This is a genomic window from Rhodanobacter sp. GW835-FHT13D09, assembly GCF_058793995.1.
The window spans coordinates 53,681-74,606 of sequence record NZ_JBXAGL010000010.1 but is presented as its reverse complement, the minus strand read 5'-3'; the positions used below and the strand labels follow the sequence as shown (position 1 = coordinate 74,606).

The window sequence follows — 20,926 nt, the reverse complement described above, 5'->3', positions numbered from 1 at the left end:
CGACTTGCCGAGCAAGATCCGCCCCGACCTGTGATTCCGGTCTCCCTGGACGGGTCATTCCCGGAGGAGTCGCGAGGCAAGCGTCAGAGATTCCCGGCGCCCCGGCGAAGCCATAGATCGATCAGGGATTTCTCGTAGCGCAACGAATCCTGATCGACCGGCGAGCTGCTGCTGAGGAAAGCCGCATCGCGCAGCTTGCGCTCGCCCTGGCGCAGCACCTTGCCGTCGGCGCCGTACAAGGTGAAGTTCAAGTCGATGCGCGGCGGATAGATGTCCCGGATGATGCGCACGTCGATGAAGTCGGGGCCGCGCCAGGGCTCGTAGGCGCCAGCCCGGACCACGTCGGTCACCTCGATGTCCAGCCGCTGGCCCGGCGCCAGGATGCGCGAGGCGCGCTGGACGATATAGGCGCTGAGCGGTTTCAGGTAAGCGTCGGGATCGATCAGGTGCACCCCGACACTGCGCTTCGCCTCGGTGAAGTGCTGCGGATCCTTGTAGCGCACGCTCACGTTGTCGGGCGGCGTCGCGGCCTGCGCGATGACGGGCGCGAGGACAAGGCAGGCAAGGCACAGCAGGCGGAGCAGCGAGAAAGATTTCATGATGGCTCTCCCGGAACGGGTCGGGCGGCCGGAGCAGGCGGGTGTCGCGGCCGTGGCGCAGCGGGCATCAGTATACGTCCGGGCCAACGCCGGGCGGGGAGCGCTGTCCGGATTCCACCGCCTGACTGCCCGAATACGCATCGCTTCCAGCGTCTCGTGTGACAACTTTCGCCCATCGGTAACGCGCATCTGTCTCTCCTCGCCGACATCCCGTCCCTGGACCGCCGCAAAGCAGAAATGTTCGCGTACTTTTGTTCTTGATGGTAACAACCGCACCTTTGACATACGTATCCAATTGGATACAATTGCGCTATGAATGCCGTCCAACAGTCCGATGAATTCAAGGAGTGGCTCGAAGGCCTGAGGGATCAGACCGCGAAGGCCAAGGTTTTGGTGCGGATCAAGCGTCTTGCCGCCGGCAATATGGGCGACGTCGAAGCACTTCGACGGTATCAGTGAACTGCGTATCGACTACGGCCCGGGTTACCGGGTCTATGTCGCCAGGAAAGGAAACACGCTGTATCTGCTGCTGTGCGGCGGCGACAAGTCGAGCCAGCAGAAGGACATCGAGAAAGCAAAGAAGATACTGGCGGCAAGTTCACCGTTGGACTAGCTGTGCCAAAAGTTACGCTACACCAAGTCAGGCAATACCAAGATAAGGAGTGTGTCATGTCCACCAAGTTCTCGGCGTTCGACGTCGCCGAGTATCTCGATAGTGACGAAGCCATCGCCGCGTATCTCAACGAAGCCATTGAAGAAAACGATTCGGACCTGTTCCTGTCCGCGCTTGCCGACATTGCGCGCGCGCGGAGCATGAGCAAGGTGGCCGAAGATAGTGGTCTCGGGCGCGAAAGTCTCTACAAGGCGCTGCGTCCCGGTGCGAAACCCGGCTTCGCCACCATTTCCAAGATCATGGGCGCCCTCGGGGTGCGCATGGTCGCCAAGCCGGTCAAGGCCAAGGCCAAGCGCCCTGTTATAGCGAAAACGGCCAAGCTTGCGTCCAAGCCGCGCCAGGCTAAGGCGCGTGCCAGCGCTTGAGCGCCTCCTGCTGGACGGGCGACGATGCAAACAGGGGCCACCATTTCGCAGCTGGGGCCAACAGGCACGTAGGTGCTCTTCCCCAGCCGTAGCGGGGAGTATCTGCCCGTCTTGCCGCTGACCGCCAGCCGTTGTGTTTCGTGCGGTGCCAAGATCGCACCAGTCACCGTTCTGGTTGGGGCCGCGCCAGCAGCCCTTGTTGCTAGCCAAACACTCATCGGTTCTCGCGGATGCCGTCCAGGTGCGCGTCGTGCGTCGCACAGAGTCTCGGGCTCAAGGCCCACCCCTTGGTGGCTCGGTCCGCGTGCGGCCCTGCGTGCACCACAGGTGCCGACGGTCGCGACCTTTCAGAGTAGTGGTTCGTCGCGGGTCACCCCTGGGCCTTCAGCGTAAGCGTGGCGACAACAGTCGAGCGGCCTGGAGACCGGAGTGTCACCTTGAAAAGGCCCGTCCGCGGATCGCGTTCCGTCGACACGACAGTCGCACCCTCTGCGTGCGCAACGATGCCCGACCTTGCATAGCCGGCCACGGTGACATCGCCGTCCTTCGCTGCGAAGGCAAGTTTCAGCCGGGCACCCCGGGCAACGTCTTCGTATGAAACGACACGCTTGCGCCCCATGCTGACGAACTTCCCGAGGTCGCCGAAAACGGCGATGCCCGATGCGGACAGCGGCGCAACGATGCGATACGCGAACGCATCGGGGCCGGTCGTTTTTCCCGTGATGGCCTGGTCGGCGTCCTTGATGACGACGGCTTCCGATGCCGGGTCGAATACCACCACGGTTCCGCCGAAGCCCAGATCCTTCGGCGTCAGGGAAAAGTCCGTCGTGGCGCTGCGGGGATCATCCGCGAATGCCAGAACGTAAGCGGTGGCATGGCCGCCGTGCCGGGTGAATGTGGCGGCGATGATGGGCACGCTCGTCTTTTGCGCCTGGGTCAGGTAACTGACGCCGAGCGGCATGAGCGGCTCATCCGGTTTCACGATCTCGCCGTCGGCACGCGCCGCCCTGAAGATGTTGGTCCTGTCGAGCTTCTCGAATGCGTCGCCGACGCCGACCGGTCCGCCCGAAAGGGTGGCGAACAGCATCGCTGCCGTGTCGCCCGAAGGCATCACATCGGTTGCCGGCCATGCGCCCAACTCGTGGATCAGGCGCGCATTGAACGCCAGCTGCGTCCATTTCGAGCGGGTCAGGCCGTCGCCGGCGGCACGAATGGTCGTCAGGTTCGGATATTTCACGCCCTGCAGCATGTGCAGCGGATAGGCCATGCAGTACTGCATGGTGATCCCGTGCGCAGCCATCGCGGACGCCATGCCGTCCATGAACATCTCGCCCTTGCCGGGTACCGCACGCAGTTCCGGCGAGAATCTGTACGTCGCATCGAGCCAGTCCTGCAGATAAACGGCGATGCCATTCGCCGCGGCGTAGTTCGCCAGCTCGTTCCAGTAACCCAGGTCGACCGCCGCCACGCCGGAGATCTGGTAACGCTTCCGATAGGGGCTGTCCTTGTCGATGAAGCGATTGTGCGCGAAGAATGGCAGCTTCACGCGTTCGTGGAAGGCGGCCATGCCCTTCGGAAACACGCCCGGCTGCGCCTTCCATTCGACAAGCCCGCCGTAGCGATTCCAGTCCTCGTCGGGGAGTGCCGGATTCTTGATCCGGCCGACCTTCTCCTCCGGATTCCATGAGCTCTTGGCGTACCACCAGCTGTCGAGCTGCAGGTAGCCAAACGGGAAACCGGCCTCCCGGCTGCGCTCGAGGAATCGCACCAGCGACTCCTCGTAATTCAGGCCCTCGGCATATTCGTAGTTGTAGTAGTAATGGCCGCCTGCGTTATCGGTAAGCACACCGATATCGCGCAGGATCGGATCGGCCTCCGCCGACGCGGGGCGGCGGTGGTAGAGCCCGCGCAACGCAGCTCCCCAGGCGTCATAGGCCGAGGCGATATCCGGCGCAGCCGCCACCACTGCCGCCGCACTGAAGCCGGCGGGAAGTTTCCCCACTTCGGCATTCAATCCCACCGCGACACGTGTCCTGGCGTCACCGAGCATGCTCGCGAGGAAGAAATCCGACGCCGGCGAGATGATCAGGGCGTGGCCGGCCCCGGTGAACAGCACCCAGGGCGTCGATACGTCCTGCGGATCGTCGAAAACCGGCGGCGCGAAATTCATCTGCCGGTGCGAAAGCGAATGCAGCCCGGCGGGCACCGTCACGAAATCCGGAAACGCCGGTGGCGTCGCCACCGGGCCCGCGTCTGCAACCCGCCATGAGAACAACAGAGCATTCGATCGGCCGGGCGCCGGGGCCACGCTCGCCTCGATCCCCTCGATGAGCGGAAAGCGCAGCCCTCCCGCCGACTTCGTCACGCGCGCCGCGCCGCGAGGCAAACGACCGCCAAAATGCAGCGCGCCGTCGTCGAGCGCATAGGCGCCGGTGGCATCGTCGATCGAGAACACCAGAGATCCGTTCGCGATCTCATGGCGCATGCCGAAACTTGTCCGCGGCAGCAGCAAAAACGGCAGCAACAACGTGACTGCAAGCGCGAAGCGGCTTTTCATGGTGAGGATGTCCAGGGGCGGATTCAACTTCGAAGTGCAGCGCGTTTGAACGACCGCTCGAACACTCCTTGCGGCGTGCGATAGCCTAGCCGCTTCGGCGGCCGGTTGTTGGTTTTGCCCTCGATGCGCTGGATGAAGGCGTCGTCGAAGGAGGCCAGGTTGCAGCCCTTGGGGAAGTACTGGCGGATGAGGCCGTTGCCATTCTCGTTGGTGCCGCGTTGCCACGACGAGTACGGGTCGGCCAAGTAGCTCTTGGCATTCAGCGCGACATCGATGGGCTAGATGTAACGAGTACTGGAAACGCGAATACCGTACGACCGGTACGATCAGAGGCCGGCTGGGCGTTCGTGAGGGGGATTGTGCTGTGATCGGCGGCAGCCGGTCCGGCCCAGAGATTTGATCGAGCGAGAGCAAAGGTAGGGTCAGGCCGCTCTCGCGTGTTTACTGCAAACGTGCCTCATGCGGCCATGACCTTCAATGGTCATAAATGCTGGTTTTTTCTTGATTTTTATATGGCAAGGCGTTGACATGAACCTTGGGGCAGCATCACATTGAGTGGGCCAAATCAGGCAGGGGCGGGGTTCTTGGTGTGTCGAAACTATCGGCCGAATGGAGCGAAGCGGAAACGCCGTCGTATGACATCGACGTCAATGCCTTTGCGCGCGAGCACCAGGCCGAGTTGCTCCATTTCTTTCGCGGTCGTGTGACGCATGCACAGGATGCTGCCGACCTGGCGCAGGAGTCCTGGAGCAAGCTGATGCGCTATCGGCACGGCCAGACGGCCGAGTCGTTGCGCAAGTTGTTGTTCGCCATCGCACGCAACGTGCTCAACAATCACTGGCGCTGGCATGCGCTGCACCAGATCGAAGAGCCCACCGATTTCTCCAAGGTGGATGTGGCGTCCGCGGCACCGGGCCTCGAACGGCAGTGGCAGGCGAGGCGCCAACTGGATGCGCTGGAAGCGACGGTCGCTGCATTGCCCGCGAAATGCCGCACGGTGTTTCTGCTTAGCCGCATCGAGGGACTCAGCAACGCCCAGGTGGCGCAGCGCTGCGGCATCTCCGTGAAGATGGTCGAAAAACACCTCGCCAAGGCCATCGTCCAGTGTCGTGCACAGGTAGGGGACTTCGAGCTTTGAGTGTTGGCAACCATATGAACCCCACGAACGATGCCATCCGCGAAGAAGCCGCATCCTGGTTCGCCAGGCGTCGTGACGGTCTGCACACGCCCAGCGAGAAGGCGGCCTTCGAGTCGTGGCGTGGCCGTAGTGAAGCGCATGCGCGCGCCTACGCCGAGACCGAGCGTGCTTGGGAACAGTGGAAGCAACTGCAGGGGTCCGCGCGCATGCGCGAGATGGCGGCTGCAGCGATGGCGGCCACCGCGTCCAGGCGGTGGCAAGTGAACGGCAGTCGCTGGCGGCCGCTGCTGGCGGCGGCGTGTCTGGCGGCAATCGCGGTATTCGGTGGCATCCGGTGGTTGCCGCTGATGACGCACACGCAGCCGGTGGTCTATAGCACCGGCCTGGGCGAGCAACGTGCCGAGCAGTTGCCCGATGGCACCCGCATCGTCCTCAACACGCAAACCACGCTGCAGGTGCGCTACAGCCCTCGGCAGCGCGAAGTCTTGCTGCAGCAAGGCGAGGCGATGTTCGATGTCGTGCACGATGACCGGCACCCGTTCAAGGTCATCGCGGGCGACGGCAGCGTCACCGATCTCGGCACACAGTTCCAGGTGCGCAATGAAGACGACATGGCCGCAATCACCTTGCTGCAAGGGCGGGTAGAGGTCGTTGCGCGGGACGAACACAAGCAGCTGGTGCCGGGCGAACAGGCCCGCTACGGCACCGGCACCACCGGCATTGACGTGCGTCGTGTGGACACGGCCGCGATCACCAGCTGGATGCGTGGCCGCCTGGATTTCAGCGGCCTGCCGCTGGGCCAGGCCGTGACCGAGGCCAACCGCTACTCCGCGGTCAAGCTGCGCCTTGGCGACCCCAGGCTGGCCAGGCTGCCGGTGGGTGGCAGTTTCCGTGCCGGCGACAACGCCGCCATCGCTGCAGCTCTTTCCGCTGTATTCCCGGTGCGCGTGGCCCGCCGCGACACACACGAAATCGTGCTGATGCCGCGCTGACCTCGCTGTGCATCGCTTCCGCGCAGGTAGGGTTGCGCGACGTTCGATTGTTACCCCATGCAAGAGGGCGCTGCTTCGGCGTTCGCCTACATGAGGAGGGGTGCATGAACACAGCGGGCAATCAGTATCGGCCGGGAATCGTCAGGAAGGTTTTGTGCGCGGCATTATGCGGGGCGCTGGTTGCCACTCTGCCTGTCGCCTATGCGCAATCCGCTGCATCGAGCGAATCGATTCGCCAGTACGACATCCCCGCCGGTTCGCTGTCCAGCGCGCTCGGCGCGTGGGGCGCGCAAAGCGACAGGCAAGTGGTCTTCGCGCCGGACCTGATTGCCGGCAAACAGGCCAAAGGTGTTTCGGGCCAATACAGCGCTGAGCAGGCATTGACGCAGTTGCTCGCCGGGACGGGGCTCGCGTGGAAGCGCGTCAATGGGCAAACCTATGCGCTCGAGAAGGCGCCGCCGCCACAACCGGTGAACACCAATCAAAGGCCGGCGTCGAAATCCAAGGCATCGTCATCCGCTGCTGCGCAGAAAGTGACGCAGTTGGATACCGTCAGCGTTACCGGCACGCGTATCCGTGGTGGCACGACACCATCGCCGGCGATCACCATCGGCGCGCAACGGATCCAGGATGAAGGGTTCACCGACCTCGGCGAGGTGATTCGCAGCATCCCGCAGAACTTCAGTGGGGGACAGAATCCGGGAGTCTCGTTAGGCGCTGCTCAGGGAAGCCCCAGCAATCAAGACATCACCGGTGGCTCGGGCACGAATCTACGCGGCCTGGGGCCGGATGCGACCCTGACTCTGCTCAATGGTCATCGCATGTCCTACGGCGGCTTCGCACAGGCAGTCGATATCAGTGCGATTCCGGTTGAGGCGGTGGAGCGTCTCGAGATCGTGCCGGATGGTGCTTCGGCCATCTATGGCTCCGATGCGGTGGGTGGCGTGGCCAACGTGATCCTCAAGCGCGACTTCGACGGGGTGACCATTGGTACACGTTATGGCGGCGCCACCGACGGTGGGCTGATCACGCGCGAGTACAACGCCACCGCCGGCACGACCTGGGCCACGGGAGGCTTGATCGCGACGGGGCAGAAAACCTCCAACGATCCGATCTATTCGGACCAGCGCGACTACACCCGTTCGATGTACCGGCCTTCGACACTGTGGCAAGGCAGCGATCTTCGCAGTGGCTTGTTCAGCCTGCATCAGTCGCTGGGAAATGCCGTCGAACTACATCTGGACGCGCTCGGGAACGATCGGAACAGTCACACAGCCTTGGCGTATCCCAGCATTTATTACCCTTACAACGTAAAGACGAAGACCACCCTGCTGGCACCCAGTCTCGAAATATGGCTGCCGGGCGACTGGACGCTCACGCTCAGTGGGGCCGTGGGGAAAGAGAAGAATTCTGTTGCTCAACCGATGGTGAATAGGGCAGACGGAGCGGTCACTCCCAGAGGCCTCGTCGCGTACAGGAACAAAAGCCTGACTTACGAGATCGGTGCGGAGGGTCCGTTGTTCACGCTACCCGGGGGCGAAGCGAGGCTGGCCACGGGTGCAGGCTATCGATACAACGACTTTCTGTACCTGAGCATCAGCCGTAACAAGATCAACGCCGATGGCGACGAGAGCAGCCGCTTCGCCTATGCCGAGTTGAGCCTGCCGCTGGTCGGGCCAGAGCAGGGCATCGGCGGGCTTGAGCGATTTGCGCTGACAGGCGCGGTTCGCACCGAAGATGGCGATTACGGGAGGGTGACCACGCCCAAGTTTGGTGTGATCTATTCGCCCAGCGCCGATGTCTCCTTGAAGGCCTCATGGGGCAAGTCATTCAAGGCACCGACGTTGGTGCAGCGCTATCTCGCCCAGAACGCCATCTACTATCCGGCATCAACGTTTGGCACGGGGTATCCCACGGATGCCACGGCGTTGTGGCTGTCGGGCGGCAACGCAAACCTGCGTCCTGAGCGGGCCCGGACACGGAGTGCCTCGTTGGCATTCCACCCGGAGGCGTTGCCCCAGCTCGAAACGGAGCTGACATGGTTCGATATCGACTACACCGAGCGTGTTCTGCAACCGATCACCACTTACAGGGTATTCGGTAATCCGATCTACGCGGATTTTGTCCATTACGACCCTGCCGAAGCAGTGCTGGTTGAGGCAGTTGCAAACGCAAGCAACTTCTACAACTACGTTGGCGCACCTTACGATGCAAGCAAGGTCGTGGCGATCGTCGATGGCCGGTATGTCAATGCCGCCCGACAACGGATCAAAGGGGTCGATCTGTCAGGGTCATATCGAGCCGACTTGGGCCCGGGGCGGTTGACGTTCCGCGGCTCGGCCAGTTGGTTGGACAGTACCCAAGCGCTGACGGCGGCGCAAAGCCCTTACGACCTGGCCGGCACCTTGTTCAATCCGGCCAGGATCAACAGCCGGATCGGAGCGGTGTGGCAGCAGGGCGGCTTCACCGCTTCGCTGTTCGGAAACTACAAGAGCGGAGTGACCAACATCGCCGACGGCAAGAAGGGCGCTTCGTTCACCACCTTCGATACCACGCTGCGCTACAACACCGGCGCGCGCGATGACGCATGGTCGAATCTGGCGTTGGAGTTATCGGTGCAGAACTTACTCGATCGTGCTCCGCCGTTGTTTACTCCCACTTCGTGGACCTACACACCTTACGATCCCACCAACTATTCGGCGGTGGGGCGTTTCCTGAGCCTCTCCGTATCAAAGCATTGGTGATGCCGGTTTGTGACTAAAAACGAGCACGGATTCATCCACACACTGTGATCCGATGAATATTCGTGGCCTAGTACCGAGACTGTAAGCAGGGTATCGAAATACACAGCGCGGGTGCTGTGTGCAAAGAGGTTGGCAAGGTCGGGAAAATCGCGGCCAACAACAGGTCGCACAACTAAAGAGGGTTTAGCAATGCAAAGGCAATCGAATCATTTCATCCTGTTGACAGCAGTTTTCGTTCTATTTTCTATCGGAAGCCATTCGATAGCAGGTGCTGCGCGCCCGGAGGCGAACTCGACCGTTGGGATGAAATCGATTGCATCATTCGACTTCAGAAACATGAATAATTTGGGAGCAGACGCTATCTCGCATGATAGAAGGAGTGCCGTTGTAGGGAACGTCAGTCAGGTTGACTCATCATTTGGATGCGCTGCAGAGTTTGATGGAAAGAGCCGTATTTCAGTAAGCGCGGATAATCTCCTGAATTTTGACCATGCCTTTTCGGCCGCGGCCTGGGTGGAAGGATCAGGAGTCCGGTTTCGTACTTTGGAACTACCCGGCATGAGGAGCCCGAACTTTCAGATCGTTGGCGACCATATTTATTTTGTGACAAATTCGGATCCGCCTGTAGACAGCTATGACTCGCCTAAAAAAGTTCCTTTTTATTGGAAGTCTGTTATCTGGTCGGGGGTTGCCGATGTCAATCTCGGCTCATGGAATGATGAGAAACGAACAGAGCTGCCCATGAGCGGCCTCGAACCGAAACTGCAGGTTGTCGCAGACCGCATGTTTTTCCAATACTTTGGAAACGCTGCCGATGGCACTTGGCAGATCTATACCGGCACGAGCCGGACAGATGGCAAGGATTGGCAGTCAAGTCAGAGGACGTCCACCAAAGGACGCTATGATGTAGAGCAGGCCCGCAACGTTCAGGTCGTAGGCAACAAGGTTTATTATGCGTTTCCGATGAAAGATGGAAACGGAAAGTGGCAATTGTGGACGGCCACCTCCAATCTCGATGGTTCGTCCTGGAAAGCGCGGCAGCAAACGACAAGTGGTGGATTGATACCCAGCTTTCATGTATCCGGAAATAAAATATATTATATTTTTCTTGCCGGGGTATCGAAAGATCACGTTTATGGCAAAAACGATGTAATCATTGCCTCATCAAATCTTGATGGCTCCGGGTGGAGCGAAATCCGCCGCATTCATGATTCCTCATGGTGGATCATTGCTCAATTGAGGGTTGACAAGGATATTATCTATTTCTCGCTTTCCAAAGGCGATTCGAAAGGAAATGCGCACCTGTGGACAGGAAGCATGGCGACGGATGGTTCCAATTTCCAGGAGCGCCAGCGGACATTTGGTATAGGAAATGCGACACCCGCCGGTGTTCAAATCGTGGGCGACAGAGTCCTGTATGCATTTTCTGCCACCAAGCAGCCTTCGAAATCCATGCTGAAGGTTGGATCATCTGGCATATCATTTTGGACCGCGAGTACAGATCTGAATGGCGATCATTGGACCCAACAGCGTCACATTGGGGGCGATGGAGACGACTATCTGACCGGATACAAGATGTTGGATGTTGTTGGCGGCAAGGCATATTACGACGTCAACAGACTTCATTATGTTGAAAGCAATGGTCGTACCGTGAGGCACGAGAGTGGCATTCTTGCCTATTCCGGCTCGAATATCCTGAGCAAAGGGGATTCTTACGGCATCGGGATGTCGGCGTCGGGAAGCGTGTCGGGGTTCGTGAACGCTGGTGAAGACTATCTTTATCGCAGCGAAGCCCCGGAGGATACCGCGGGGGCGATGGTCGAACAGCAGCTCGCTCGCGGTTGGCATCATGTAGCCGTTACCTACGATGGCAACATCCTGCGCTTGTACGTTGACGGCAAATTGGCCCGCGAAACCCGCTACGACAAGCAGCCGGCCGCCAATCCCTTCCCGTTGAGTATCGGGGATGGCTTCGTCGGAAAGATTGCGCAGGTGATGCTGTTTGATCGTGCGCTCAACCAGTCGGAAATTTCTACTTTGGCTGGCAGACGTAACAAGACGTCATGCAGGTCGGCCCTAGGCGGATTCAACTTTGAAGTGCAGCACCCTCAACATTGAAGTGGCGCAGGTACGGTAGCCTGCGCAGCTTCACCGCCAAGTGGAACTGCACATGAGCTACACGCGCCTGAGCCAGAGCGAACGCTACCAGATCCAGTGGCTGAAGAAGGCAGGTTTCTCGCTCCGGCAATCCCCGGTGAGATAGGGCGAGCCGACAGCACCATCAGTCGCGAGCTGCGGCGCAATGCCCGCCAGCGAGGCGACTATGAGTCGCGCTCGGCGCACCGAATGAGTGTTCATCGCCGGCACGCCGCCAACGCCTTGCCGCGCATCGACGAAGTCACGTGGTTGCAGATGGAGGATCGTCTTCGCGGGGACTGGAGTCCTGACCAGATTGCCGGCCATGGCGAGGTGGCGGTCAGTCACGAGCGCATCTAGGGTTCGGTCAACGCAGGCAAAGCCTTCCAGTATCCGTGCGCCCTGGCCCAATGAAAGGCCCGAGCCATATCCACGGCGGTGTCCACGTGGTCGAGCCGGCCAATGACCAGATTCGGATAAGCGCCATCGACGAGCAGTCCGCAGTGGTCTGCGTTGCAGTCGAAAGGCGCGGAGTCGCTTCCTGCAGCGTACGCGCTGAAACTGGCCAAAAGGCAAACGAGCGCCAGCCGGGCGACAGCCTGCAGTCCACTGCCAATGCGCACGATCAATCCGTCCGTTGTGATCGGACAGGCAGTTGCACTCCGGCTCCTGGTCTTCCCTGACATCAGTGACCCCCAGTCCTGACTTCCACGGCGTCATCACGGACCGCGAGGCGGCGGACGACTGCGCGCATCATCGCGTCGGCCGCGCGCCAGCGTCAATCAGGCAAGAAGTTAGATGACCTCGACCGAACCGGCACAACTACATCAATGATCCTACCGATGAAATTCGGCTCATCCACGCCATCGTCAAGCTGGATCTGAAGGATGAATCCACGCGTCGTGTGAAAAACCAGGGCGATCGGCCGGCTGGACACCATCATTCCCCCGCGACGAGGCCGCAATCGCCAGCCCCCTGCCTGGATCCCACTTGCGGCTACTGCACGCGGCAGCCGCCTGAAATATCTTGCGTTGTATCGCAATAACCTTCGTGCTAAAAGCGGCCTTGGGAGGTCCCGTCGTGGATTCCAAGAGTGCATTCGTCTACCGACAGGTCAGGCGTGCCCTGCAGGCGGGACGCTACGCTCCCGGGCAACGAATCGATCCGGCCACGCTCGCCTCCGAATTCAACACCAGCCCGACGCCGGTTCGATTCGCGCTGTACCGCCTGGTGGGCGAAGGCATGGTCACCGACCATGCGCGCAATGGCCTGCGCGTGCCGTTACTCAACGAAGTCGCCTTGCGCAACCTCTATGACTGGATGGAGCGACTGTTGCTGATGGCATGCGATATCGGCGAGGCGCCGACATTCCAGAAGACCGGGAAACCGGAGCTCGTGGCCGCCGATGGCGATCTGGTGAAACTGACGTGGCAGCTGTTCGACGCGATCGCCCGCGCGACAGCCCACGAACCCCTGCACCGCGCGGTAAAGCAGGCCAACGATCAGCTGGCACCGATACGACGCGCCAAGCAGGAATTGTTCGAGCACACCGGCGAAGAGCTTTCGCGGTTGAACCGGCACTGGCAGGCACGCGACATGCCGGCCCTGAAATCCGCACTGCGCGACTATCACGAGCGCCGCAAGCAGCTCGTCCCGTGCATCGTGGCCTTGCTCAGCGACCGCAGCAATCACCTCCACTAGCGCGCATCAGCCGAAGAAGCGTCGAAGCAGAATCCGTCATGACAGGACGGCCATCACACTCCCGGATAATTACCGGATGACAGCGCAATAATCATTTGAAAATCAAAATCTCCGCCTCCTACGCTGCCCGCGTCATGGGACTGCCATGACACAACCGCAGGAGACTGAGATGGACACGAACGAGAACATCCGCAGCAATGCGCAGGACGATGCCATCGAGCTCGGCGTCGCGAGCATCGAAACCCAAGGAGGCCCTGCAATCGGCGAGGGGATCGGCGCCGGCCCCGTCCTTCCGGGCATTTCCGAAGATTGACCCCCAAGGGGCGCGCTGAAAAGCGCGCCCCTTCCTCAGGGGAAGCGCCAATGATCAGGCATCTGAATTCGGACGTATCGTTCTGCGAACTCGATGGCCGGCTGTTCTTCTTGGATATACAGAACGACCGATACTTCCAACTTTCCAGGGCACTCGAGCGCAGCCTTCTCAGCTATCTGGAAGCCCCTGAGAACTCGGGCGTCGACATCAGTGGGTTGGTCAAACACAACCTCATCCCGCCAACCACGGCAGCAGAGTACGATGGGGCGGCAACGAACATTGCCCTCCCCAGCGAGAGCGCGGTTGAAATGCCCTGTCCCGATAGACGGGTCCCCATCGATGCGGTGCGAGACGTCTTTCTCATGGTTGCCATGATGCGTTGGCAACTGGAAGTACGGCGCCTGAAGTCCATCCTCCAGGCCCTGAGCGACTACCGCAACAGCAGAACGTCGCCACCTGTCCGCGACCAGACCGAATTCCGGCAGCATTTGTCGGAAGCCGCGAGCACATTCAACCGTGCGCGTCCCTACGTGCCCATCGAAATGAGCTGTCTGATCGACTCATTGTCGATGGTCAGGTTCCTCGCCAAGCGAGGCCTGCATGCCCACCTCGTCATGGGAGTGGCCTGCGATCCGTTCTCCGCCCATGCCTGGGTACAACACGGTCCGCTGGTGTTGAACGAAACCGTTGGGACTGCCCAAGCCCATGTCCCGATCCGGGTAGTCTGATGTGCTATCCCTATATCGCGTTGTCTGGCAATTCTGTCGGCCGTCCGGAAGCCTCCGAATGGCCACTCGCAGATCCGCTGCAGAACTTGGGCATGGAATGCCGTGGCCGCGTCGGCAGCATTGCACTGTTCGCGTCCAAGGAGACTCCCACCTTGCACTTGCCAGGTGGCGGCATACTTCTCGGCGACCTGTATGACAAGGATGGCAGGCCAGTCAACGATCTGGCGGGCCTTCAACATCTGTCGACACAGTCGACACTTCGGCAGCATCTTCTCGACCACTACTGGGGCGAGTACCTGCTGTTCCAGCCCACTGAAGAGGACGCCAACAGCATCACTCTCACGCGGGATCCTTCCGGCGGCATTGCGTGCGTCTATTCGTTGCAGCAAGACAACGGATTCATCACCTCCGACTTGGCGATCGCTTCGGGCCTCGGCCTGCATCGCGATCGGATCGATTGGGATTTCGTGCGGCACAGCTTGGCCTATCCGCACATGAAGATATCCCGTACCGGTCTTGCCGGTATCGGCGAGCTGCTGCCCGGCTGCGTCCTTTCGGTGGACGGGAAAAAAACATCCACCAGCCTGGCCTGGTCCCCGTGGCGCTTCGTCACGCCAACAGCCCGGCAGAGCGACCCCATTATGGCGGCGCGAACGATTCGGGAGGCCACGACTTCGGTGGTCCACGCCATGGCCGAGACCGACCGCACCGTGCTGCTCGAGCTCTCCGGAGGATTGGACTCGTCGATCGTCGGCGCCTGCCTGTCGGATGCGAACGCGCGAGTGGCCTGTTGCACCGTCATCACACCGTTACCAGGCGCCGACGAACGCAGCTACGCAAGCCAGATCGCAGAGCGGCTCGGCATCGAGCTGCTACAGCGACCACTCGACTTCGCAGATGCGGATATCGATTTCGAACTGCCAAGGCACTCACCGCGACCAGCGGTCTGGGCGCTGGGCCGCGCAGTCGCTCGCGCCATAGACGATGCAGCAGAGTCACAGGGGGTGAACAGCCTGTTCTCTGGAGGAGGTGGCGATACGGTCTTCTGCTATCTCCGATCCGCCGCACCCGCGGCCGATGCCTTCAAGACGCGCGGGGTGGCGGCAGGCTGCAAAGCCATCGTCAATCTGAGCAGACTGCATGGATGCACCGTGACAAAAGCCGCACGGCTGGCGCTGGGGAAGCTGTACCTTGGCCCCAAGGCCCCGTACAAACCGGATTACTCGTTGCTGCCACGAACCGACGAGATTCCCCCTCTGGAACTCCACCCATGGTTCTCCGCACCGGCCGATGCGCTTCACGGCGATCGGGAACGGATCTTCGATCTCGCCGGCAACCAGATGTTTGCGGACGCCACGCTTCGAGCCGGTCACCGAAGGGTGCGGATGCCACTGCTCTCTCAACCGGTGATGGAGGCCTGCCTGCGCGTTCCCTCCTGGATGTGGATATCGGGCGGCCAGAACCGGGCCGCCGCCCGATCCGCATTCGCCGCACGGCTTCCGCAAGACGTGCTGGAGCGACGCAGCAAAGGCACCTTCATGAACTACACCTTCGCTGTCTACCGCAAGAACAAAGAATCGATCGGTCGCTTCCTGTTGGACGGCCATCTCTGCTCCCGCGGCCTGCTGGATCCGCGCAAATTGAATCTCTTTCTGGAAAGTCCACTACCGGCCCGCGACCATTCGTTCATGCGCATCTTCGACCTGTGCATGATCGAGAACTGGGTAAGAAACCACGCCTAGCCGGGAGCCGTGAAGACTGGGGGCCGACGCCTCTCCGGTGTGTGCTCCCGCATGACACGCCAGCGCATGTACCGTGCCCTCTTCGAGGGTGCCGGATCCTCGTAGCCCTGCAGCCAGAACCGGAACCAGTCGAGGTTCCTTTCGTACACGGCAAGCTTGTGCTTTGGCTGGAACTTCTGATGCGACTCGTTCGAGAACACGTAGAGGTCCGCCAGGTGCTCGCGAATCAGCGGAATCTCGTAGTCCAACGCGTACACATACTCCTGTTCGGGCGTCTGCATCAGGATCGGCGCGCGGATGCTGTCTAGGTTGAATACCGGCGAGAGCGTCTTCCAGCGCTCCGGTGTCTCGCTTGGCGAACCCAGTCCCCACATATCCCGCAAACCCTTAAGGAAGGCTTCTTTGCCCTTCAGGCTTCTCATCAGGTAGTAGAGAGGCGATATCGTCGGGCTGGCCACCGATGCGGCGGCCAACACATCCGACTTCATGGCCGTCCACATCGTCACCTCTCCGCCGAAGCTCAATCCGCCCATGCCCACTCGCGCACGGTCGACCTCGCCCTCCCCGACCAACAGATCGATCACGCTCTCCACCGCAGCCAGCCCCTCTCCGTATCGTGCAACCGCGTCCATCGTGTAACCCGGCCGCCGGTTGATACACAGCGCCGAAATACCGGCCTGCGCCAGGGAAGCCAATGGCCACTCGTCCCCCAACCCACCACGTACGAAGCCCGGGCAACTGTAGTAAGTGATGAACAATGGAACCGGTTCGGTGCCACTGCGTCGCGCCGGATAGAACTGGCCCGTGAACCATCGGCCCTGCTTGTCGTCCCATCGGAGCAAACGCACGGGAACCTTGGCCATGTCCATCGCGAGCGCCGCGTTGGGATCGAACAGCACACGACGCTGCCCGCTTTCCAGATCGACCCTCTCCAGCCGCGGCGGACGATCGGCTTCCGCCGTCACACACACCAACGCCTGGGCCGAGACGCCACACTCCGATGCCGGATCGCGCCCGCCATCGATCAGTCCCTTGGCCTCCACGACCAAACGCACCTTCCCGGTCCCGACATTCCATCGAAAGATCGACTGCGCCAGACCCTGGCGGGGATCGGTGACAGTGAACAGCACTTCGTCATGCCCCGGACGCCATTGAATCCCCGAGATGGCCTTCCCCGTGCACAATTCCGACTCGCATTCGATGGCCCTCCGTGCGTGCCTACCAGGAAGCGCCGACAGCAAGACGTCGGGCCGGTACATCTGCCCTTTGCCGTCGCCGGCACGTGTCAGCCAGGCCGTCCCGCCGCCATGCGTGTCGCGGACGGATTTCCATGGGTCACCATCGACGCCGAACTTGCCCGGAGCCAGCGGCGGCACGGCAGGCGCATCCGGACCCGCGACCGCCTGTCTTGCCCCCGTGGCGAGGTCGATCTCCATCCAGCGATCCGGTACGCCGGACAACAATGGAGCATCGCCATCGGACCAACCCTTGTCGCTGAAGCGCTGCGTCGCCAGGCGCCCGCCGACATAACTGGAGCGGAACAGCTCCTGGCCAACCGGCACGGTGGCGTCGATGTGGATGCCGTGGTCGTACTCGGCCTGCTCCGCCGACCAAACCTCCTCGCGGGTCGCGCCGACGCTGTACCTGAGCACACGTCCGCCCTTGCCCAATGCAAAATCGCGTACGTCCGCCGCGTCATGCGTGATGGGTTCTGCGCCCGAACCATCCACCGCCGCACGCCACACATCGAGCTTTCCGTCGATCATGGCGCGGTAGTAGATCCAGCGATTGTCGGGAGACCACACGACGGTAGCTGGCAGAGAATCCCCTACGTAGTCACGCAGGACTGTGCCACCTTCCCCGATCCGGTGAGGGAGCGACGCTCCGTCGGCATCCTGCACATACCAGAACGCATCATAAGTATTACGCTCGACCGAAGCCTGCTCGACCCGGAATGCCACCAGCCTTCCATTCGGAGACACGACAGGACTACTGAAGTCGGCCACCTCCAGCAGGTCGCGAGGCTCGACCGCCCGGGCATGGGCGACATACGAAAGCCCACTCATGAGCACAAGAATTGGCAAGATCTTCATCGTCGTCACCAGTGCTTGGACAAAGAAAGGCTCAGGAGACGGCCGACCGCCGAATAGTTGGTCGAGTCGTAAGGCGTATAGGTCAGCGAGGTGACGGCATACAGCGGCGGCGCGCGGTCGAACAGGTTCTGCGCCGACAATTCCAACGCCACGTTCGACCATGCGTCGGCGCGCGCGCCGGTGCCGTAGCGCAGCGTGGCGTCGAAGGTGGTAAACGAGGCGCCCTTCCTGCCGTCGACGGTGTTGGTCACCCCGCTCTTGTAGTTGCCGAACAGCGAAGCGGTGAAGCCGCCCTGCTGCCAGGCCGCCCCGATCCGGCTGTTGATCCTGGCCGGATTGAACAGCGTACCGGCCAGTACGTAAGGGCTTTGAGCCGCCGTCAGCGCCTGGGTGCTTTCCAGCCAGTTGGCCGAGCCGCGGACCACCAGCCGCCCTGGGCCCAGATCGAACCGGTACGATCCGGACAGGTCAAGCCCTTTGACCCGTTGCCGGGATGCGTTGACATACCGGCTGTCGACGATCGCCACGACCTTGCTGGCGTCGTAGGGCACTCCAACGGCGTTGATGAAGTTGCTCTTGGCGATGTTCGCGAGCGCCGCGGCCTGAACCGCCGCGGCGGGTTCGTAATCGACAAAATCCGCGTAGACCGGATTGCCGAGCACACCGACGTTGGCCGTGGTGATGGGCTGCACGACCCGCGCGTTGTAGTCGATATCGAACCAGGCCAGCTCCATCTCGAGGCTGGACAACGCCTCGGGATGGAATGCCAGCGAGGCACTCCATGTCCGTGCCCGCTCCGGATGCAGGTCCGCGTTTCCGCCCGAAAGCCACAATACCGTGGCATCCGCGGGGTAACCACGCCCCAGCGTCGCCGCCGAATAGTAGACGGCAAACTGGGTGTAATGGCGCTGCACGAGCGTAGGCGCCTTGAACGACTTCCCCCAGGTGGCCTTCAACGAGAAATCGGCGCTGGGCGAATAGATCGCACCGAACTTGGGTGTGGTCACCTTTCCGTAATCGCCGTCCTCGGTGCGGACCGCGCCGGTCAGTTCGAACCGCTCGATTCCGCCGATGCCCTGCTCTGGCCGGACCAGCGGCAGGCTCAACTCGGCGTAGGCGAAGCGGCTGCTTTCATCGCCATCGGCGTAGACCGTGTTGCCGCTCGGGTACCGAAAATCGTTGTACCGGTAGCCTGCACCGGTAGCGAGCCTCGCTTCGCCGCCAGGCAACGTGAATAGCGGCCCTTCCGCGCCTATCTCGTAAGCCAGGATCTTGTTCATGAACTCGCTGACGTTGCGTCTGGTGATGGCCCCGGTCTTCCTGCTCACTGCCACTTGGGTCGATGAAGCCTTGTCTTTCCCCATATTCCCGCCGAGCGTGAGCGTCCAGTCGCCTGGTAGCCATATTTCGAGACTAGGCGCCGCCGAGGTGATACTGGTCCTCGTCCTGCTGGGGTAGTAGGCACTGGCGTACGCCTGAGCAGTCATGATGTCCCGCTCGCTCCTGAGCGCGTCCAGATGCAGTTCGACGGCATCTCCCAGCGACTGATGCAGGCTGAGCAAGCCACTGCGAAGGTCGTTGCCCTGCCACAGCGTCGAAGATCGATACATCGATTGGGTGTAATCGCGCTGGTCGGAGTAGATCGGATCGTTGGAGGTTTTCACGCCGGCCACGATCAAGCCGCCCGTGGCCCACGTAGTGCCGGCGGTGGCGTTGTATTCGTGGGTGACCAGTCCGCCGTCGGTGGCACCTCCATAGCGCGCGCCCACGGTCACGCCGTCGAAATCGCGCTTGAGGATCACGTTGGCCACGCCACCCACCGCGTCGGACCCATAGATGGCCGAGGCGCCATCCGGCACGATCTCCATGCGCTCCACGGCATCCACCGGGATGGCACTGATATCCACGGCCTGGGAAAACCCGCCGTAGGACACGCGGCGGCCATTAAGCAGGGTCAACGTCGCATCCGGCCCAAGCCCGCGTAGATTCAGGCCCGCGCCTCCGGTGACGTTTTGATTGCTGGGATTCCCCTGAATTGCGCCTACCGTCACCCCCGGGTTCTGGCCGCCGGAGAAGTTCTGCGGCACGCTGCGGATCACCTCGCCGAGATCGGTGAAGCCTTCCTGCCGGATCTGCTCGCTGCCGATCGTGATGACTGGCGATGGCGTGCCGCCGCCGCGGATACGCGTGCCGGTGACGGTCACGGTCTGCAGGTCGGTTGCCGATGGGGCCGCGGATTTGTCGGCCGCTTTTTTCGGTTGCGTCTTGGCCGGCGCCTTGGTCACCGGCGCCCTACCCTGCGCGGCCGTGTCTGTCGTGGCGTCTTGGGCAACTGCCCACCCGTTAGCGCCGGCAGCGGCCGCGAACAAGGCGATGGAAATGGCGTTGCGTAGCGTGCTTGTCTTCATGCTGCGTCCCTTGCTTTCCCCTGATTGGCGCCTTGCCGGTTGCTGCTTGATCACAGGCTCGGATCGCGCTTCTCAGCGCGTACAAGCCTGCTGCCAGCTAAGCCGCCATGTCTGTCTTCACCCCTCACTGGCTCCGGCTGGATTGCATTTGCACCGGATCGCCAGCAAAAAGCCCCATGACTACGATAAACGTAGCTTCGTTAACACTACGTTTTACGTAGTATCAATGTCAAGTGCCCATCGGGAAGCTGCTGCATATCGAAACTGATATGCGCTTATGACCGAGAAGTGCCCGACAACCATCTACGGCCGTCGCCTGCGCGAGGCGCGGAATAGCTATGGCTTCTCTCAAGCACAGCTGGGGATAGCGGCGAGACTCGATCAATCAGTAGCGGGCAGCCGCGTCAGCCGCTACGAGACGGGCGAGCACGAGGTGAAACTTGGGCTGCAGAAATTGTTCGCCAAGGCCTTGGCACTGCCTTTGAAATACTTCTACATCGAGGATGACGAGGAAGCGCGACTGATCGCGGAAGCTTCGCGCAGCGACAAGCCGGTCAAGCTGAAAGAGGCGATCGAGAGAAAGCTGAAGGGAAAGTAGAGCCGCCATCGGGAGCAGGCCCTCGCCATCCTCCCGGCTCTCGATTCATGCCCCATGCGTAAACGACGTGCTTGAGAAGTAAGGCCGCCATGCGATCGGCGGCCATCATGCCCACTTGACCAGACGAGCCCCAGGGAAC

Annotated in this window: 16 protein-coding genes and 1 pseudogene; 11 read left to right on the top strand and 6 right to left on the bottom strand. The window is 61.4% G+C overall.

The features are described from left to right. Positions 1–83 precede the first annotated feature (83 nt). A complete protein-coding gene (locus AC1Q5A_RS13590; RefSeq protein ID WP_492701460.1) occupies positions 84–788 on the bottom strand; it encodes a DUF3016 domain-containing protein in 705 nt (234 codons plus the stop codon). A gap of 220 nt (positions 789–1,008) precedes the next feature. Here AC1Q5A_RS13590 and AC1Q5A_RS13585 point away from each other — a divergent pair, with 220 nt between their 5' ends. Next, positions 1,009–1,212, top strand: coding sequence for a type II toxin-antitoxin system RelE/ParE family toxin (locus tag AC1Q5A_RS13585; RefSeq protein ID WP_492701458.1), 204 nt, complete (start codon positions 1,009–1,011; stop codon positions 1,210–1,212). Between the two features lie 56 nt (positions 1,213–1,268). Then, positions 1,269–1,550, top strand: a pseudogene (locus AC1Q5A_RS13580) (addiction module antidote protein); the annotation flags it as partial. A gap of 457 nt (positions 1,551–2,007) precedes the next feature. Here AC1Q5A_RS13580 and AC1Q5A_RS13575 read toward each other — a convergent pair. Next, positions 2,008–4,194 carry a hypothetical protein gene (locus AC1Q5A_RS13575; protein ID WP_492701456.1) on the bottom strand — a complete coding sequence of 729 codons (2,187 nt, stop codon included), beginning with the start codon at positions 4,192–4,194 and terminating at the stop codon, positions 2,008–2,010. 23 nt (positions 4,195–4,217) lie between these two features. Beyond that, on the bottom strand, positions 4,218–4,439 hold the full coding sequence (locus AC1Q5A_RS13570) for a transposase (protein ID WP_492701454.1): 222 nt from the start codon (positions 4,437–4,439) through the stop codon (positions 4,218–4,220). Between the two features lie 344 nt (positions 4,440–4,783). On the opposite strand from AC1Q5A_RS13570, the gene AC1Q5A_RS13565 reads away from it, so the two are divergent. The 4 genes from AC1Q5A_RS13565 (at position 4,784) to AC1Q5A_RS13550 (ending at position 11,186) form a co-directional block, all read left to right on the top strand. Beyond that, entirely contained in the window at positions 4,784–5,332 is a 549-nt protein-coding gene (locus AC1Q5A_RS13565) for an RNA polymerase sigma factor (RefSeq protein ID WP_492701452.1), read from the top strand. Between the two features lie 14 nt (positions 5,333–5,346). Further along, positions 5,347–6,324, top strand: coding sequence for a FecR family protein (locus AC1Q5A_RS13560; protein WP_492701450.1), 978 nt, complete (start codon positions 5,347–5,349; stop codon positions 6,322–6,324). Between the two features lie 104 nt (positions 6,325–6,428). Further along, positions 6,429–9,068 carry a TonB-dependent receptor domain-containing protein gene (locus tag AC1Q5A_RS13555; protein ID WP_492701448.1) on the top strand — a complete coding sequence of 880 codons (2,640 nt, stop codon included), beginning with the start codon at positions 6,429–6,431 and terminating at the stop codon, positions 9,066–9,068. Between the two features lie 189 nt (positions 9,069–9,257). After that, complete coding sequence (locus AC1Q5A_RS13550) at positions 9,258–11,186, top strand: LamG domain-containing protein (protein WP_492701446.1); 1,929 nt, start codon at positions 9,258–9,260, stop codon at positions 11,184–11,186. Positions 11,187–11,270: 84 nt separating this feature from the next. Here the strand turns inward: AC1Q5A_RS13550 and AC1Q5A_RS13545 are convergent, their stop codons facing one another. Beyond that, positions 11,271–11,552 carry a hypothetical protein gene (locus AC1Q5A_RS13545; RefSeq protein WP_492701444.1) on the bottom strand — a complete coding sequence of 94 codons (282 nt, stop codon included), beginning with the start codon at positions 11,550–11,552 and terminating at the stop codon, positions 11,271–11,273. Between the two features lie 732 nt (positions 11,553–12,284). Between AC1Q5A_RS13545 and AC1Q5A_RS13540 the strand changes: the two genes are divergently transcribed. From AC1Q5A_RS13540 to AC1Q5A_RS13525, 4 genes are all read left to right on the top strand, one after another. After that, a complete protein-coding gene (locus AC1Q5A_RS13540; protein ID WP_492701442.1) occupies positions 12,285–12,905 on the top strand; it encodes a GntR family transcriptional regulator in 621 nt (206 codons plus the stop codon). Positions 12,906–13,074: 169 nt separating this feature from the next. Further along, on the top strand, positions 13,075–13,218 hold the full coding sequence (locus tag AC1Q5A_RS13535; RefSeq protein ID WP_492701440.1) for a benenodin family lasso peptide: 144 nt from the start codon (positions 13,075–13,077) through the stop codon (positions 13,216–13,218). Positions 13,219–13,268: 50 nt separating this feature from the next. Beyond that, the gene (locus AC1Q5A_RS13530; protein WP_492701438.1) at positions 13,269–13,946 is read left to right on the top strand and encodes a lasso peptide biosynthesis B2 protein; all 678 of its coding nucleotides are present in this window, start codon (positions 13,269–13,271) and stop codon (positions 13,944–13,946) included. Continuing rightward, positions 13,946–15,688, top strand: coding sequence for an asparagine synthase-related protein (locus tag AC1Q5A_RS13525; protein ID WP_492701436.1), 1,743 nt, complete (start codon positions 13,946–13,948; stop codon positions 15,686–15,688). Before AC1Q5A_RS13530 ends, AC1Q5A_RS13525 begins: the two co-directional genes overlap by 1 nt. Here AC1Q5A_RS13525 and AC1Q5A_RS13520 read toward each other — a convergent pair. Both AC1Q5A_RS13520 and AC1Q5A_RS13515 read right to left on the bottom strand, forming a co-directional pair. Next, entirely contained in the window at positions 15,685–17,781 is a 2,097-nt protein-coding gene (locus AC1Q5A_RS13520; protein ID WP_492701434.1) for an Atxe2 family lasso peptide isopeptidase, read from the bottom strand. The two genes, AC1Q5A_RS13525 and AC1Q5A_RS13520, sit on opposite strands and share 4 nt — an antisense overlap. A gap of 5 nt (positions 17,782–17,786) precedes the next feature. Then, a complete protein-coding gene (locus AC1Q5A_RS13515) occupies positions 17,787–20,189 on the bottom strand; it encodes a TonB-dependent receptor plug domain-containing protein (RefSeq protein WP_492701432.1) in 2,403 nt (800 codons plus the stop codon). 277 nt (positions 20,190–20,466) lie between these two features. Between AC1Q5A_RS13515 and AC1Q5A_RS13510 the strand changes: the two genes are divergently transcribed. Then, the gene (locus AC1Q5A_RS13510; RefSeq protein WP_492701430.1) at positions 20,467–20,787 is read left to right on the top strand and encodes a helix-turn-helix domain-containing protein; all 321 of its coding nucleotides are present in this window, start codon (positions 20,467–20,469) and stop codon (positions 20,785–20,787) included. Positions 20,788–20,926: the final 139 nt, after the last annotated feature.

Excerpts from the sequence above, each read along its gene's own strand:
- AC1Q5A_RS13550 (WP_492701446.1), top strand. The coding sequence starts at position 9,258 with ATGCAAAGGCAATCGAATCATTTCATCCTGTTGACAGCAGTTTTCGTT.
- AC1Q5A_RS13590 (WP_492701460.1), bottom strand. The coding sequence starts at position 788 with ATGCGCGTTACCGATGGGCGAAAGTTGTCACACGAGACGCTGGAAGCG.
- AC1Q5A_RS13510 (WP_492701430.1), top strand. The coding sequence starts at position 20,467 with ATGACCGAGAAGTGCCCGACAACCATCTACGGCCGTCGCCTGCGCGAG.
- AC1Q5A_RS13575 (WP_492701456.1), bottom strand. The coding sequence starts at position 4,194 with ATGAAAAGCCGCTTCGCGCTTGCAGTCACGTTGTTGCTGCCGTTTTTG.
- AC1Q5A_RS13535 (WP_492701440.1), top strand. The coding sequence starts at position 13,075 with ATGGACACGAACGAGAACATCCGCAGCAATGCGCAGGACGATGCCATC.
- AC1Q5A_RS13515 (WP_492701432.1), bottom strand. The coding sequence starts at position 20,189 with ATGAAGACAAGCACGCTACGCAACGCCATTTCCATCGCCTTGTTCGCG.
- AC1Q5A_RS13525 (WP_492701436.1), top strand. The coding sequence starts at position 13,946 with ATGTGCTATCCCTATATCGCGTTGTCTGGCAATTCTGTCGGCCGTCCG.
- AC1Q5A_RS13520 (WP_492701434.1), bottom strand. The coding sequence starts at position 17,781 with ATGAAGATCTTGCCAATTCTTGTGCTCATGAGTGGGCTTTCGTATGTC.
- AC1Q5A_RS13555 (WP_492701448.1), top strand. The coding sequence starts at position 6,429 with ATGAACACAGCGGGCAATCAGTATCGGCCGGGAATCGTCAGGAAGGTT.
- AC1Q5A_RS13560 (WP_492701450.1), top strand. The coding sequence starts at position 5,347 with ATGAACCCCACGAACGATGCCATCCGCGAAGAAGCCGCATCCTGGTTC.
- AC1Q5A_RS13530 (WP_492701438.1), top strand. The coding sequence starts at position 13,269 with ATGATCAGGCATCTGAATTCGGACGTATCGTTCTGCGAACTCGATGGC.